Source organism: Clostridium pacaense (genome assembly GCF_020709765.2).
GTDB lineage: Bacteria > Bacillota > Clostridia > Lachnospirales > Lachnospiraceae > Enterocloster > Enterocloster hominis.
In genome coordinates, this window is sequence record NZ_JAJFEB020000011.1 from 90,019 (window position 1) to 106,928 (window position 16,910).

The window sequence follows — 16,910 nt, forward strand, 5'->3', positions numbered from 1 at the left end:
TCTTAGCCTCCAATCACAATTTTATCATTTTCTATCGCAACCTTGCCAACTTCGCTTTCATTGGCAACTAATACTGGTGTAATAACCGGGCAGCCGGCAGCCTTAATCCCATCTATATCAAACTCCAGCAGCAGCTGTCCCTTTTTAATTTTATCTCCATTACTGACATGGGCCTTAAATGGTTTCCCGTTCAGTCCAACCGTTTCAAGTCCCACATGGATCAGCAGGCTGACCCCATTGCCTGATTCCAGGCCCATGGCATGTAAGGTTTCAAATATGGTTACGCAGGTACCGTCAAACGGCGCATACACTTTTCCTTCTGAAGGTTCAACCGCAAATCCCTTGCCAAGTATACCGCTGGAGAATGTTTCATCAGGTACCTGGCTGATTGAAACAACCTTTCCCGGTACAGGAGACTCGATGATAAGTTTCTCATGGACTGCTGTTTCGCTGCCTGGCGTTATCTGTGCAGAGTCAGAAGCAGGGACTGCCTCATCTTTATGTAAAACGTAAGCAAGCATAAATGATACCACAAACGGAACTACAACGGCCAGAATCGGAGGGATAAAATTCGGAGCTTCCGGATTCACCATTCCAAGGACAGCAAATACCCCAAGACCGAAACTATACATTTTCGTACCTGTCAGCATAATGATGGCCCCGGTAATACCCGCTCCGGCACAGGACAATACAAACATTTTAATGCGTGGAAGAGTCACTCCATAAATGGCTGGTTCTGTAATCCCGAACAGACCGGAAATAAACGCCGGGAGCGCAATGGATTTCAGCTTCCTATCCCTGGTTTTGCAGTAAATCCCCAATACAACACCAGTCTGTGCAAAGCAGACCAGGCAGGACATTGCCATGACTGCGTCCGGATTTCCTTCCAGAAGACTCATGAAAGAAAATGATGTCAGCGCAGTATGGATACCAAATAAAACCATAACCTGGTACAATGCGGAAAATATAATACCGGCAAGCAGCGGAACTGTATCCAGCAAGGCGGTAATCCCCGTGTTCACAAGACTGCCCGCCAGATTGACGGCCGGTCCAATCAGGGTAAATCCAAACGGTATAACAACCGCCAGGGTAATTACCGGTGTCACGAAATTGGCAACCACTTTGGGTATGTATTTGTTTAACCATCTTGCCAGCGGAATCGCAACGGCCGTAACTGCGATAACCGGCAAAAAGGAACTGGTATATGTGGCGTTAATTGTATGTCCAAACAATTCCAGGTTCACACCGTTAATCGTGGGATAGCAGAGGATTGCGCCAATGAGGGCACCCAAAAATCCATCCCCCTTTAACGTCTTTGCCAGATTCATTCCCAGGAAAACCGGAAGGAAGAAAAATATTGCATCTCCCATTGCGCTAATGATTAAATCCAGTCCGCTTCCGGACTGAATCATGCCAGTCATTTGAAGTACTGTCTGCAATCCTTTTATGATACCGCCTGCACAGATCATATTCAGGCAGGGAAGAACAGCGCCGACAATCATATTCAGTACACGCATGGCTGGATTCACTTTCTTTTCTTCCTCTGCTTCCGTTTCGCTTCCTGATCCATCCTGCATTCCCAGCTGCACACAGACCGCATCATACACATCTTCCACCGCATCGCCGATGACCGTCATATATTCACCGCCTCCATGAACAACGGAAAGCACCCCTTCCAGATTCTTCACAATCCCATCGTCGGCCTTGCTTTCATCCTTAAGCCGGAAACGAACACGGGTAATGCAATGACGGACGCTGTTGATATTCTCTTTACCGCCTATATTAGCGATAATATTTTTTGCCACTTCATCATAATTCAGATTTTTCTTCTTTACCATATGACCATCTCCCATCAATATAAATATGAACCTCTCCTATGATTTCTCTTTGTCTGCTGCTTCAGACTGCTGCTTTAACTGATAAATCAGATAATCCAGGCAATCCAAGTTCCCTTGTCGCTCATGAATCTTATTTAGAAGAGATCTCCGGTGTGCAGACAAAACTGTAATTAATTCCTTCATTTGTCCGTTATCATATGCCTCCAGAAATTGCTGTATCTTTTCAGGCGGATAACAGGAATCGGTTAGTGTCTGCGCCAGGTCCCTTCTATTAAGCGGTAAATAAGACATATCCATCACCTCTGAAATCATTGTAATAGAAAATCATTGATATATCAAATACTTGTATTTTATATACAGATATACTTGATAAGTATATCTTTTTTTGATACTATAATCACTATAACACGATAGCTTCAGGATATTTCGCGGAAGGAGCATACAAAATTATGGAATTACGCACATTAAGCTACTTTTTGGCTGTAGCACGGGAAGGAAGTATTCTGGGAGCAGCCAATACTCTGCATTTGACACAGCCAAACTTATCCAGGCAGATGAAAGAGCTGGAGCTTGAAGTCGGCAAGCAGCTGTTTATCCGCAGCAATCGAAATATTACCCTTACGGAAGACGGTATTTTACTGCGAAAACGCGCAGATGAGATTTTAACATTAGTCAAGAAGACGGAATCTGAATTAGCAAAAAGAGAGGAAGCCGTCAGCGGAGAGGTATATATTGGTTCCGGAGAATTCGACTCATTCCATTATTTCTCTACAGCCGCCAGACATCTGACAGAAAAACATCCCGACATCTGTTTTCATATCTATAGCGGCAACAGCATGGAAATATTGGAACGGCTGGAAGCAGGGCTTCTTGATTTTGGCCTTCTGATTGAGCCGGTGGATGTGAATCAATACGATTTTCTCTATCAGCCTGCTGCGGAATCTTGTGGGGTCATTATGAGGAAAGACGATCCTCTTGCACAAAAAGATGCAATCTGCCCGGAGGATTTACGGGGTCTTCCACTCATTATGCCAAGACAGTTTATGGAATATGGATTCTTAACCAGATGGATTGGCGAAATGCCAGAGAAACTGAACATTATAGCCACAACAGATTTGCCCTATAATGCTACTATTATGGTTGCAGACGGAATGGGGTATTCTATCTGTATTGATTTTGATTTGTTTACTGGTACTTCTGACAGTAAATTGTGCTTTCGTCCTTTTAAGCCAGGACTAAACGCCGGGGTCTATATTGTCTGGAAAAAATACCAACCATTTTCAAAAGCTGCCCAGGCGTTTTTGGAACAGTTGAAAGAAGATATTGCCTTATTAACTGATTCAGCAGGCACTTAAAAATAGAACAGGAAATGCCGCATCTCCATATAACGTGAGAGAGCGGCATTTCCCATAACTTAACTTCTGAATTAGAATATTTACCATTTATCACTATTAGATTTCCATACCATTAAAGACTATCTTTTCTGCACTATTTTAATAGGGCAATTTGATTCCGGTGTGATTCCAGTATCATACTCTTCCGACTCTTTGAGAGCATAAGCTGCCTTGGCTTTACTTACACCTTTTCTATGCAGAACCTGATACATTTGGCCGTTTTCCTGTACCCATTCCACCTCATCTACATAGAATACAGCAAAAATTTCATACTCCCGATGCTCCCACAATGTATCCAGTGAAATCACCGGATGCTCTATTTAATCTTTCCTGTCACTTATGACATAGCCGATTCCGATACGGGTCTTTATATACTCCTCTCCGATTTTCCTGCGAAGCCTGCGGATATGGGTATCCACGGTCCGGCTGTCGCCCTCAAAGTCCATTCCCCATACATGGTTTAACAGCTGCTCCCTGGTCAGGATAATCCGCTGGTTGTTCAGGAAATAACGGAGCAGTTCATATTCCGTCCTGGTCAGGACTACCGGATTGCCGCCTTTCCTTACCTCAAAGGTCTCCTGGTTCAGGGAAATGTCCCCGCAGCACAGGATACCTTCCAGACGGCAAAGCTTCTTTATGCGCAGGAGAAGCACCTTGATGTCGAATGGCTTGCGCACATAGTCATCTGCCCCGCTGGTTAACCCCAGGATTTCATGCTCTGTTTCCCCCTTTGCGGTCAGCATCAGGATTTTGATTGGAAGGTTCAGGGCGCGGATTTCACGGCAGGTCTGGATGCCATCCTGGACCGGCATCATCCAGTCCAGGATTAGGAGGTCGGGGATGGTGGCGGGTGGAACAGAGTTAGGTAAAGTAGTGTCCGATGGAGTGGTGCTTGGAAATTGGGTTTCCTTGGTCCGATAGAACGGTCTTTCATGGGCTGATTTTTGATACTCCAGCTTTTTTAAGGATTTCTGCTTCCTGGGACTGCTGTGCTTCAGAAGGTAGTTTATGGCCTCCCGTCCGTTGGATACAACAGATACCTGATAACCCTCTTTCTGTAGGTAGAGGGTTAGGATTTTCTGGAGGTCAGGGTGGTCTTCGGCAATTAGTATGTGCATGGAGAGCTCCTTTGTTATTAAGTCTCCTTATTTCCCAGAAACTCAAGTCTAAGTCATCAATATAGATTCAACCATAATTATAGAGAAATACCAATAATGTATATTTACCAAAAAATATCCACCTATAATTAGGTTACCTTACATAAGTAGTTCATTCCATTGAGCAATACTACATAATAATAGTTACCCAAAAATCTAATTTTCTTTGATTCTTCATATTTTACATCTAAAAAAATATAACAGCCACATGGTAAATCAATCTTGAAATTCGAGGAAAAAACTACACGTCCATTCGGAAACTGAAAAAAGTATACACCATTCTCCAATGCATCTGCTTTAATTCCAAAAGTCTTGACAAAATCATCTGTTGATTTTACAATATCATTTACAACAATAAGCGCTAAATAAACCTCTTTTCTTTTATTATATATTTCAATAATCTGATTTCGTTCAAAAGCGCTAACTTGTTGTAGTGTTCCATACGGATGTGTCTCCCGCCCTACATATACTATATGTTTCTTATTATTAATCTTAGTCCATTCAATATACGGTAAATTTGCCAAGATTGTCTCTGGCTGGTTTCTACTACTACCTGAACCATTTAATACACCATCAACATGAACAGCAGGTTCTGTAAGTAATCTATTCCATATTTTTCTAATCTCACCTAATGACCTGTAATTAATTTTTCCTGCTGCATTTTTTATAGCAATTCTTTCTGATTTTAAATCAATATTCAAAATTGTAATTTCCGCACCTGGACGTATGCTACTCAACTTCATATTTTCAAGTTTACACAAATTTTGAACTACCTCTTCAAACTTCATAAAACACTCCCTAAATCAGGGGGAAACCGTAAAATACTAGCATCCTCACCTGCATTCTCTATTTCAACAACGTCATTCAGCCACTGTCTTAAAAAAGTCTCAGTTTTTTGATCCTCACCTCCAACTTTCATGAATTTAACAGAATGTGGCAAGTCGATGCGAACACTGCCATATTCATTCCTGTTTAATGAATCTTTTAAAGATATACCTGCCGCAAACCGCCTAATATCAGATACAAAGTCCAAAACGATAACTTTATTCTTTCCTTCAGATAGACGTAGCCCTCTCCCCAATTGCTGAATAAAAATACGTCTTGAATGAGTAACTCTCTGAAAAACTAAAATGTTAACATCTGGCACATCAATTCCTTCATTAAAGATATCCACAGCACATACAACATTTATTTTGCCGTCTGCAAAATCACTTAATATCTTATTACGCTTGTATTGGGAAATACGTTCAGATTCATCACTTGACGTGCCTGAAAATATTGCTTCTGCATTACAAAAACCTAATAAATTTATCTTATTACGCATTATCTTAGCATGTTCAATAGTTCCACAAAAAACTATTGCCCTTGGATTAAGCTGCTCCTTCCAAGCGTCCCTTAATGTATACACTACTGCGTCATCCCATTGATTAATAAATAAGGTTCGGTTTATTTGTTTAGGCGAAAAACTATATCCATTTATATTTTTCAACGCAGTCCAATTAATATTATCTGTATACATCCGATAATCAACATTAGTTAAAAAACCATTTTTCAGTCCCATAACCGTATCAATACTAATCCTTGGATAACCAAAATATTGTGTTAATTCTACATCATCCGGCCTCCATGGCGTAGCTGTCATTCCCAACGCAAAACTTCCAGTTAGCTCGCCTGCTTTGAAATATTCAAATAGCTTATCATAAATAGATGATCCCACATGATGACATTCATCGACACAAAAAACACCAATATCCGGTAAATCATTATGCATTTCAATCCAATTTGCTACTGAATTAACACATGCAAAAATATAGTCAGCATTTCTTAACTGTTCATATGTTGGACGCTCATACGAATTCCAAACAAGTGTTGATTCTGTAGGCTTTAAAAAAGGCCAAAACGCCCGTTCCAATTGATATACTAAATCATTTGTGTGTGCACATACCAAAACCCGTACTGAGTCTGAACACCTTATTCTACGAATACTCTCCGCCGCAATAAATGTTTTACCAAGGCCTGTAGCCATTACAATAAGAGCCCGGTTAATACCTTTTTCAAAATATGCACTAACTACTTCTTTTATGGCAGTCTCCTGATATGGTCTTGGACACTTTTGGTTGAGTATCGTATCTTCTAACTTTGCGGTCTTTTTAATCAACAAATCTGCATCCCAAAGTTGTAACGGAATCCCTCTTGATAACATAACCTGCTGATACTCTTTAACTGCTGACTCAAATCCGTTAACAGAGACAATCACAGGTATATCCGCCTCATATTCTCTAATTGCTTTCATAGTTTCGTCCACTACTGATATTCCTATTGGTTTTTTCCAATGCTTTGCCTGAAACAACCATCGTTTATTAACCTTAAAGGCAGTAACGTCTGCACCATGATCTCCTGTTTGGCCAACAAGCCGCACATTACTAAAACCCTCATATATTAGAAGCCTACTTAAATTACGTTCAAATGATTGCCATGATCCATTGATAATATCTGTCTTACATGCAAGCACTACTGCACCATCCTTTTATAAAGAAACTTAATAGAAAGTCTTACCCTCTCCAAAGCAGTTACATCTGAATATTTATTATTTTCAAAACTCACTACATCTTCTAAACAGTTCGCGTATTGTTTCTTTAATTTTTGTTTAGCATTATCTATAATTTCCTTTCCCAAAATCTCTTCTCCTTTTGAAGAGTAGTCAATATCCCAAACACCTTTGTTAAAAAAGATTTCCGGAATAGATGTAAATAGTGTTAAAAGGAAATCAAATGATACAAAATTCAAGTATTCACCACTGCTTTTTAAATCTGCAATATCTGATAAATCTATCCCATTTTCTATCATTGTATCGGTAATAAACTTTTTCTGTTCTTTTGACAAGTCATCAAAATAATATTCTGCATCCTTACCTAAAGCAATTCTTATCTTATCTCTCACTTCTGATAATAACACCTTTGCTTCAGTAGCTACTGCATCAGTAGATAATTCCAATACATCACCCCATCGCTTTTGCAAAACTTTCCATGCTAAATTAGTAAGATTGTATTCTAAATAATTGGTATGATTGCGTCTTTCGTCGTATAAATACATAGCAATCTCATTAGCAATGACTTGTTCTGCTCTAATGCCACAATTATGAAAAACGCGATGTGCTTTATCTATAAATATAGAGATTTTACCAACATCTTTAAAGATTAATAATGGAAGGCAATCTCCTCTATAAGTATTCATTGGCCTTTGAACAGCATATGTTTGTACTTTAAGAGGATTAGAATCTACACCATCAGCTAACTTTATAATTAAGGAATCACTGGAAAGATTATCGATTCGATCAGATACCTTTAATAATTCCTCTTTCTCCAATGGATTTACTGTACCTTTAGTATTATTACAATTTATACATGAAGAATTGGTAGCTATATTTTTGGTTCCACACACCAGGCAGACCCAAGGTTCATATATCATCGGTACCTGACTACTGCCGCAATATGGACAAGACTGTGCCGACATAGGAATATTTTTTCTACACTCAGGATTAAGACAGTCTTTTCCTTTAAAGATTTCCCCGCAAACATTACAGCAATCCACTTCTTTTAAATTCTGCGCACCACACTTAGGACATTCTATTAATTCTGCTACTGGTGGATGATCCGCAGATTCAACTAATTTCCACCATTCAGTATCATCGTAAAAGCCAGGTTCTTTATTTTTAAATTTTTTATAGTAGTCCGCTTCAGTCTCTCTACTTATACGTTTGGCCGATTTACTGTCAGCATCCCAATATCCCATATACATATCACTTTTGCCGAAGTTTCTTACTCTCCGATAACCTTGATATAATTTAAAGATTGGAGAATCATTCTTGTCCGCTCCTGGCTTATTAGGTTGTAAAGAGCTATTTCCCCGTAAATAAAGCATCGCCTCGTTCCACTCATCACTGCTTCTTTGAAAATCCTGTTTCATAAAATCGACTGGAACAAAATCCAAATGAATTTCTCCAACTATTCGTCCATATTGTGAATCAATTGGATAATCTTTTGTCAATTCTTGAAACTCATTAACATATTCAAAAAAAGCACGCTGCTCCGCTATTCTTATAGCTCTTCCATTTCTGATTAAGTCAATTCCATAATTAGTATCTGAATCAAATCTTTGTATACCAACCCATCCCCATATCCGCTCATCAATTGTTCTAATTTCAGATGCTCCACATGATGGGCATATTGACTCAGAACTCTGGATTATTGCAGTACACCTTCCACACCGTTTACTACTTCTTATAATTTTATCTACACTAATGACTGCTGGTATAATTCCGTTCCTCCTTGTTATATAACGGTTTGCATCCCAAATACAGTGTTCAAAAGGTTCACATTTATTATCATTAATAACAATCTTAATAGCTGATTCCCGTAAAATCGTAGCATACCGCCGTCCTATTGCTTCCCTTATTTTGGAGTCACCATACTTTACCAGTTCATTTATAAATCCTTTGTTTGCATTTCCATCAAGCCACCACCCTGATATCTCTATAATCGTTCCATTAGCACCTATATTAAATGGTTCGTTATCCCCTTTCGGGATTTCTTGTGCTGGAATTTGATAATTTTTTGTTGAATTTATATGTGTAAGATTAATAATGGTTTTTATATATGTATTACTTTCTTTACGCGCAGTTATGAAGGTTGTAGTATTACCGAATTTACCTGTTGAAATATTAAATCCCATTCCGAATAATCCCAATGTATCATATGGGTTATTTCCTGAAAAACCTGCTTTTATTGCTTTTTCAGCATTTTCCGGTGTTAATCCTGGCCCGTTATCCTGTATACGCACTATACCAGTACCAGTTGCCAGTTGCTTACGTGTTGGTAATGTAACCAAAACCATCGGGTTGCTAATCTTAATCCCCTGAACCTTTGCAACTGAAAAAGAGTCAATAGCATTATCAATCAATTCACAAAGCGCATCAATAGGTTTCATAGGTGTTCGCGTTAAAGCAAGTAAAACCTTAGGGTCTGGTGTAAAATCAAATACCATATTATGCCTCCTAGATTATAATTAATCATATAAAACGCTTGTTTTTTCCAAAAAACAATCAATAAAAGAGTCGTTAACCGAATTACCAATATTTCTATTATTACAAATCCAAAACAACTCCTCGACTGATGAGTATGCCAAATATTTAATATCCATTCTCCGATACATTGGAGTACATGCTATATCAAAGACTTTACTTCTATCCTCATCAGGAGCAACAATCACATATCTCGTATCTATTGATGGTATTGTGTCTTTTAAAACCATCATTCTGTCAATTCCTGTTTTTATACCGGTTGTATGTTCAACCTCCATTACAGATGGCAACCACTTCCTATCTTTAAACCATATGCAATCAATATAAGTTGCAGCATCAGTTGCTTCAGGAAATGCAGAGAGCATTGTTTCATCATCCAATGAAGATATCATCTCCGGAAACTCACATAACCGCTTTCCCTGATATGTTATTCCCTTATCATTTTTTGCAATCCAGGTCTTGTAACCTAGCTTCAATCCAATATAATATAATGCAATCTGTATTTGAACATGCCGTCTCTGTATTTCAATATCCATTCCACCTGGAAATACCGTGGCTGGTATATGCAAAGCATCATACACATTTTCTTTTTGAGGAATTTCCGAAATAACCAGATTAGTCTCGTAAAGAGCAATCTTTCCCGTCTCGTGAGGCATATCAGGTAGCCATATTAAATGCTTATGACCTTTCTCAACCTTTTTTTCTTTACCTCCATCAATATAAATTCTTCCTGGATAACAATAATAAAATTCAGGCGTATATGCCAATAAGGACTCTAGCACAGAACGTGTATTATAACTTGCCCCTAACACTCTATCTATATTAACAGGCTTTCCCTCTTCTATTGCATTAACATAACGTTGAATCATTTTTGCCGATATAGATACTTCCTGCGCTTCTTCTAATGTTCTTGCAGTTCTCTGCTTCGATGCCACTTCAAGTGTCAATGACGGGTTATATCTTTTTATATATATCGGTCCTCCTGTTTTAATTCTCGTAATATGGATTTTACCAGTAGTTGTAGAATTAATATAATCATAATCAACATTTTTATTTAAATGATTAATCGCTGCTATAATATTCCCTACAGTTAATCTTCTCATTATATCATCTCCATATAGTCTGATATCGTCTGTGCCACACCTTTTGCAAGTAAATATGGAACACCATTACCGATGGTTTTAAATTTATTAGTTAAGCTCATCTGTGGTGGTAATTCAAATTCCCGAGGCAACGATTGTAACGCCATAGCTTCAGATACACTTATTCTTCGAGGTTTATATGGATGAAGATGGACTTCATTATTTCCATAAGCACATGTCGGCGAATATCTCCATCTATGAAGTCGTTTATATGATTTCTTTTCAGTATCCCCTTCGTCAATAACAAGCATTCTAGCTAAACCTGCCCTTGGTCTAAAATAATCTTGTGAATTAGGATGATTATAAACATCATTTCTGCCAAACCAATTTTCTACAGTTAGCTCTCTGATTATATTTTCTGGACATAGTGTATTCAAATCCACTTGAAACGGTGTATGCGTAGGCCATTGCATTGCTTTTACTTCATCCGCATCGAACCGTATATTATTATTCCAGTCAAAATTATTTAATGTATTATTTTCATTTATCCAATTCTCACACAATAATTCTCGTTTGAAGCCAATCAGTATAATTCTCTCTCTATCTTGAGGCACTCCGTATTCTAACGAATTTACTAAACGTTCAGTTGTAATATATCCACTATTCTGGAGCATGGTTTTTAACTCTTCGTAATAAGCTCTATGCCTTTGAGTACTCCACAATCCCCGGACATTTTCAAAAAGGAAAAAATCCGGCAACATTTCTAGAATTAGATTTACGTAGGATAGCGAAAGCTTTCCATTTTGGCCATCCCTCCCCCTTTGCAAACCTGCAATGGAAAAATCCGGGCATGGAGGACCTCCGATAAATCCGATAACCTTTTGCCTATTATGTAACAACTCCAAAAACTCTCTTAATTCTCTTCTTCTATCATATTGATTTAAAAAATCATTTATATCACATAAAACATTTCCAAATTCAGGATTATCTATTTGCATCTGTTGCCTAGCATATATATATGCCTCCATAAATGGTTCGAAAAACTCATTGACCATTGAAATAGTAAATCCACAGTCTTCAAACCCTGCATCTAATAAACCACTACCTGAAAAAAAAGAAAAAATCCGTACATTTCTAATATCCATTTTATTGTATTCCTCCGTTTTCATATCTAAAAAGTATCATTTTCGATAATTGATGAAAAAATCGCCTCCTGAATCACCTTTACACAATCATCAGTATTCATTCTAATATCCTTACCCTGGTGTTAATACATCCATCCTTTGTGTCACCTCGCACATAATTATACCGAACATTTGTTTAGGTTTCAAGAATTACATGAATTTTTAACATATAAATTTAATATCAATATTAACTTATAACTTCAAAAGTTAAAAGACTCTTTTACATTGTTTTACAAGCTCTTTAGTCAATGCTATATTCCAAGCTCCCATTCTGCTATGCCAACGTTTATTTTTCAAAAAGGTATTCCAATCCATTTCTAAAATCGTTATTAAATTATAATTATCATCAAATTTACATATTATAACATATTCAAACTTTTGTGTATCTTGTATATCAGAACCCTTTGGTTCTAATCCATAAAAAACTCCTGTTACATTTTTACTTGTTGATTTAATACTATATCGTTCTCCCCTTCTACTTATAGCATCAATATTTTCGGTTCCAATTGGCGCAGACACCAGATTAGGAAGATTGGGCGTTTCATTATAATATTTTATTGCAAGATATTCTCCCAATTCCCCAATAACATTGTTTGTCCTTATTATTTCCCTATCCTTTAACTCTTTTATGACACTACTATATATTTTAATCAACTCGTCTGTTGAGAATAGCTTCAAATCCAATTTTTTGACATGTCCTTCCACAAACTCTCCTCCTTAAAAACACAAAATATATAATGACCCTTTTCAGCTTTAACTTTTCGCCCCTTCATACCACTTCCGATAATAATCCATCGACCGGTATTCAATCACATCCTTCATCTGCTCCGCAAACCCATCCAGCCGTACCGCCTCATGAAGCTGCGGATTCAACGCCAGCACCGCCCCTTTTTCCTGCACAAAAAATCCATTGCCGGACTGCATCAAAAACCTTACCGGATTCTTTAATGCCTCGCTGACGCATCGTTTCTTATCCCATGACTTAAAATCACTGGTCCCTTTGTCTTTTTCCAAATCCTTCCAATTATTCGTTGTATGATAAAACTCCATATAACTGCGGTAAATATCATCTTCATCAATCGCCGTCTTAATATCCCCATCATTATAAAAAGCCATCAATACCGGCATCTTATAAGACTTTGACATCTGGGTGGTTTCCAGTAACTCCAGGAACTCATTCCCAATCCCCTGGAAAATAATACGTTCCCTGTCCCCCAATTCATTCAGCCCGTCCAGGTATCTCAGATAATGTTTAAACGGGCTATTCTTCAAGCTCCCGCACAGTTGCAGGATTTCATCCTCCATATATGTGAACAGCTCCATCCGGGTGGGCACCCTGCCATCCAGCTGCTCTTTAATGCGGAAATACTCTCCCCGGACCCGCTCTTCCTTCTTAGCCCTTTTCTTAGCCATCTCTTGGAACAGATTAATCAGGCGCATATCAAAGTCCACCACACAGTCATCCGGATACTCAAAATCCTGTTGCTGCATCCGTTCCGCTTCGGCGCTGGAATAAGGCCTTTCACTTAATAAGAAGGGGGCAGAGCCTGCCTTTTCATAATTTCCTATGAAATCCAGTACATTCAGATACTCTTTATTCCTGCTTTTACGCAGCCCGCGGCCAAGTTGCTGCAAGAATACCACTGGCGATTCCGTTGGTCTTAGGAACATGACCATATCAATCTCACTGATATCAAGTCCTTCATTGAACATGTCCACTGAAAAAATGACCTTTATCTCACCAGCCCGGAGTTTTCTTATGGCTTCACCTCTCTCCTCCGCATATTCACCGTCTGAATCGCTGTACACTGCTGCAGCCGGAATATGCCTAAGACAGAACTCCTTTGCCATCTGCTCCGCATGCTTACGGGAACAACAGAACCCTAATGCCTTTTTTGAGCGGTATTTCATATAATGCTTGTAAATCAATTCGTACCTTCTGTTGACCAGCAGTTCCTTAGTCAGCTCTTCCTCAGCGTATTTTCCTTTAACCCTATGTATCCCGGAATAATCCACTGTCTCATCAAAAATACCATAATAATGAAATGGTACCAGCAGGCCTTTATTAACCGCATCCTTTAAACTGATTTGATATGGCACATTGTAATCGCACAATTCATATATATTCCTTCCATCCATCCTGTCTGGTGTGGCTGTCAGCCCCAGCATGAACTTAGGCCTGAAATATTCCATAATCCGTTTATACTGGTCCGTCACCGCATGATGGAATTCGTCAATCACAATATAGTCAAAATAATCCCTGGAAAAATACCCCTCATTCAGATAAGCCGGCTTTCCCAGGCTTGATACCGATGCAAAGATTACCGCCTTTCCAATGCATTTGTCCTGACCGGTAAAAAATCCATAATCATCCGAATGCCGCACATTCCGAAAACTCTCAGCCGCCTGTTTCAATATTTCCTCCCTGTGTGCCACAAAGAGAACTTTTTCGTAGTCAAGTGAATCAAAAGCTGCCAAATACGTCTTTCCTATGCCGGTTGCCGCATAGACCAATCCCTTCTCTGCACCTTCCCTGCGGCTGCATTTTAATGCATACAAAGCTTCAATCTGCGCTCCCCTTGGTTCAAATCCTCCTTCACCTTCCGTTTCATTGCCAAGACTGTCATACCGTTCCAAATCCCGCTGGACTGCCGGTTTTTTCCACTCCTTTGAATATTGCTTCAGGACCTGGTCATTTATTATGATGGAATGGTTATAAAACAGATCCTCAAATGTATGATAAAACTGCCTGAAATTATAGCCATCACGTCTATTGTCAAAATGATAATTCCACTCAATTCCTGATGTAAGCGCACTCTTGGATATATTGGACGAACCTATATAGATTTCTCCCCAATCCCCATTGCGGAAAATATAGGCTTTGGGGTGGAATGAACGGCCCTTATCATTATAAAAGCGAAGTTCAACCCGGTCCCCTAATTTATCCTTTATCAGATACAATGCCCCCGGCTGTGTGATGCCAAGGTAATTGCCCGTTAATATCCTGATTTTTGCGCCACGTTCCAGAGCCTGATCCAGATCATCCAGAATCATCTTCACACCTGACTCCATGAGAAATGACACAATGATATCTATATGCCCTGCCTTCATCATACTGAGCCTTAACTGGTACAAAAGGAATCGGTTTTTATCCATTCCCCCTGTCATCACCTCACATGGTCCGATATCAAACCGCATATCACCTCTGCCCCTTACTTCTTCCTCAAAATCATGTTCAGCCATTTCTCTTCATCTCTCCCCGGTCTTACATCAGATGTCACCCACATTTCCTCAACTGAAAATACATCGGCAGCATCTAATAGCCGTTTCATCTTATCCTCAGTCATATCCGTAAAATAGCGCCCGTTCCGTTCCCCTTCATCCGTTCCATATTTAAACGATGTATACAGAATCCCATGAGGAACCAGCGCACGGGCCATTTTCACAAACACTTCAGTCAAATCACTGTATGTCAGGTGTAAAATGGAGGAGCAGGCCCAGATACCATCGTATATTTCATATTCATCTAAATCCTGGAAGTACATCTGTCTGACCCTGGCGCCGATATACTCCGATGCTATCTTAACCAGCTCCTCCGAACCGTCCACTGCATCTGCCTTAAAGCCTTTGCCCAGGAAATACTTTGTATCCCTGCCAGATCCGCATCCAAAGTCCAGTATCCTGGCTCCGGAATCCAGATATTTTAAAAACCGGTTCTGCATCTCTGTAAACTCAACGTCCCTTGTGTTATCAAAAAACTCTTTTGCGTGCAGGTTATAATATTCTAATGAATCTTTCATCTGTTTATTATTACTCCTCTCATCCCAACTGAATAATCAATAAATCCATTGCTGCATAATCTACTAAATGCTCTTCAAGTTCCATCCTCTAAATCCAGCATTCTGAGCGGATTTATATACCGGGAGCATGATATTCTCCAGATTATTACGGAACTCGTCCTCATTCAATCCCGGTTTATATAGCTTCATATAAACCTCATCGCTGTTAATATGTACGTTCCTGCATTTTTCGAATGCTTCGTGAACCATCTCATATTCCCACATCATATTATAAGAAAAATATTCTTTCCTACATAACGCCGGGAAATATATGTCCCAGTCCGGCAGGTTATTTCCCTTTTGGCTGTTAATATTCTTTGTCGTGGGATGAAGGTTCCAGAATTCATTATGAGCCACATAAGACCATGGAACAAAATGGTCAATAGATATATTTTTGCTTGTCAGTGACTGGTTTAGATATATTTCGCTGACCGGTTTTATTTCAATAATCTTCTTCCAGTATTGAATGACCAGATTCAGCCGTCTTCTTTTCGGTATATCCAGTTTCTCTGCAATTCCCGGTACATTGGGATTCCGTCTTTGCAGATACATAATCAGATTGTACCTCACCCAGCCTCTTAATATCTCCTTATTCTTACTGATGTAGTCACACCACTCCGGCTGTATTTCGATAGCAGTCTTCATTCCGGCAAGCTCAGTAAAATAATATATTAACCGCTTTTCCTGATTTAACTTTTTTGCCAGATTCTTTCTGGAACCCTTCCACATATCATTGGTTATCTGTTTTGTAAAGGGGGCCTGAAGCCTGTATGGAACATTCTGTGTAATGGTCCGCTTCATTTCAGCCACCTTCTTATCATTAAGCAGGTTCAAAAAAGAGAGTATTACATCTGGTTCTTCATTTGACTTAAGTCCGCTTATCTGGTAAATATATTTTACAAGAGCTTCCAGGGTATCGGATGGCCCCAGATTCAGCCTGAATTCCGTAACCATATACCATGAATCTGCAATCATCCGGTTAATCAGCTCATCGTATGTCAAATAGGATTTTCCACTACTGACTTTATCTACAATAGCCAAAAACCAGAATAATTTGTATGATTCACTTTTCTTGTCAAACAATCTGCCCAAATATTCAATATCGATTGTTTCTGAAGATGGAAGCTGCATCATTTCCTCCTTATCATCCTTCGAAATATACCTGTCAGGGATGTCTTCGCCTGAATCTCCGTTACTAAATACATATATTTACAACATTATACCACAAGATTTAGTTTTTTACCTGTATATCCCCTTTCTTATCCTGACATTTTCACATTTTCCCTCACCCCCGCCCGTCCCCCTTAATAAACTATACTAAACCCCAACAAATACA

13 protein-coding genes are annotated in these 16,910 nt (G+C 39.1%); 1 reads left to right on the forward strand and 12 read right to left on the reverse strand.

Features of this window, described 5'->3' with window-relative positions:
• Positions 1-2 precede the first annotated feature (2 nt).
• Positions 3-1,838 (reverse strand): glucose PTS transporter subunit IIA, encoded by a 1,836-nt coding sequence (locus LK536_RS47585; RefSeq protein ID WP_227796343.1) that lies wholly within the window; start codon positions 1,836-1,838, stop codon positions 3-5.
• A gap of 36 nt (positions 1,839-1,874) precedes the next feature.
• Entirely contained in the window at positions 1,875-2,150 is a 276-nt protein-coding gene (locus LK536_RS47590; RefSeq protein ID WP_506092181.1) for a hypothetical protein, read from the reverse strand.
• A gap of 137 nt (positions 2,151-2,287) precedes the next feature.
• Between LK536_RS47590 and LK536_RS47595 the strand changes: the two genes are divergently transcribed.
• Positions 2,288-3,193 carry a LysR family transcriptional regulator gene (locus tag LK536_RS47595; RefSeq protein WP_130789522.1) on the forward strand — a complete coding sequence of 302 codons (906 nt, stop codon included), beginning with the start codon at positions 2,288-2,290 and terminating at the stop codon, positions 3,191-3,193.
• Between the two features lie 359 nt (positions 3,194-3,552).
• Here the strand turns inward: LK536_RS47595 and LK536_RS47600 are convergent, their stop codons facing one another.
• The 10 genes from LK536_RS47600 to LK536_RS47645 all read right to left on the reverse strand — a co-directional run bounded on the left by LK536_RS47600 (position 3,553) and on the right by LK536_RS47645 (position 16,705).
• The gene (locus tag LK536_RS47600; protein WP_227796344.1) at positions 3,553-4,350 is read right to left on the reverse strand and encodes a response regulator transcription factor; all 798 of its coding nucleotides are present in this window, start codon (positions 4,348-4,350) and stop codon (positions 3,553-3,555) included.
• Between the two features lie 128 nt (positions 4,351-4,478).
• Positions 4,479-5,177 carry a hypothetical protein gene (locus LK536_RS47605; RefSeq protein ID WP_227796345.1) on the reverse strand — a complete coding sequence of 233 codons (699 nt, stop codon included), beginning with the start codon at positions 5,175-5,177 and terminating at the stop codon, positions 4,479-4,481.
• Positions 5,174-6,901: a DEAD/DEAH box helicase family protein gene (locus tag LK536_RS47610; protein WP_227796346.1), complete on the reverse strand. Its 1,728-nt coding sequence runs from the start codon at positions 6,899-6,901 to the stop codon at positions 5,174-5,176. The genes LK536_RS47605 and LK536_RS47610 overlap by 4 nt, the downstream gene beginning before the upstream one ends.
• Positions 6,901-9,432: an ATP-binding protein gene (locus tag LK536_RS47615; RefSeq protein WP_227796347.1), complete on the reverse strand. Its 2,532-nt coding sequence runs from the start codon at positions 9,430-9,432 to the stop codon at positions 6,901-6,903. The genes LK536_RS47610 and LK536_RS47615 overlap by 1 nt, the downstream gene beginning before the upstream one ends.
• A gap of 21 nt (positions 9,433-9,453) precedes the next feature.
• Positions 9,454-10,572, reverse strand: a complete 1,119-nt coding sequence (locus tag LK536_RS47620; protein WP_227796348.1) for a type II restriction enzyme NmeDI-related protein — start codon at positions 10,570-10,572, stop codon at positions 9,454-9,456.
• Positions 10,572-11,720: a DNA (cytosine-5-)-methyltransferase gene (locus LK536_RS47625; RefSeq protein ID WP_506092182.1), complete on the reverse strand. Its 1,149-nt coding sequence runs from the start codon at positions 11,718-11,720 to the stop codon at positions 10,572-10,574. The genes LK536_RS47620 and LK536_RS47625 overlap by 1 nt, the downstream gene beginning before the upstream one ends.
• A gap of 222 nt (positions 11,721-11,942) precedes the next feature.
• Positions 11,943-12,440, reverse strand: a complete 498-nt coding sequence (locus LK536_RS47630) for a hypothetical protein (protein WP_227796350.1) — start codon at positions 12,438-12,440, stop codon at positions 11,943-11,945.
• Between the two features lie 48 nt (positions 12,441-12,488).
• On the reverse strand, positions 12,489-14,978 hold the full coding sequence (locus LK536_RS47635; RefSeq protein WP_227796351.1) for a DEAD/DEAH box helicase family protein: 2,490 nt from the start codon (positions 14,976-14,978) through the stop codon (positions 12,489-12,491).
• Positions 14,948-15,535, reverse strand: coding sequence for a class I SAM-dependent methyltransferase (locus tag LK536_RS47640; protein WP_227796352.1), 588 nt, complete (start codon positions 15,533-15,535; stop codon positions 14,948-14,950). Before LK536_RS47640 ends, LK536_RS47635 begins: the two co-directional genes overlap by 31 nt.
• A 63-nt stretch (positions 15,536-15,598) precedes the next feature.
• The gene (locus LK536_RS47645; protein ID WP_227796380.1) at positions 15,599-16,705 is read right to left on the reverse strand and encodes an HNH endonuclease domain-containing protein; all 1,107 of its coding nucleotides are present in this window, start codon (positions 16,703-16,705) and stop codon (positions 15,599-15,601) included.
• Between the last annotated feature and the right edge of the window lie 205 nt (positions 16,706-16,910).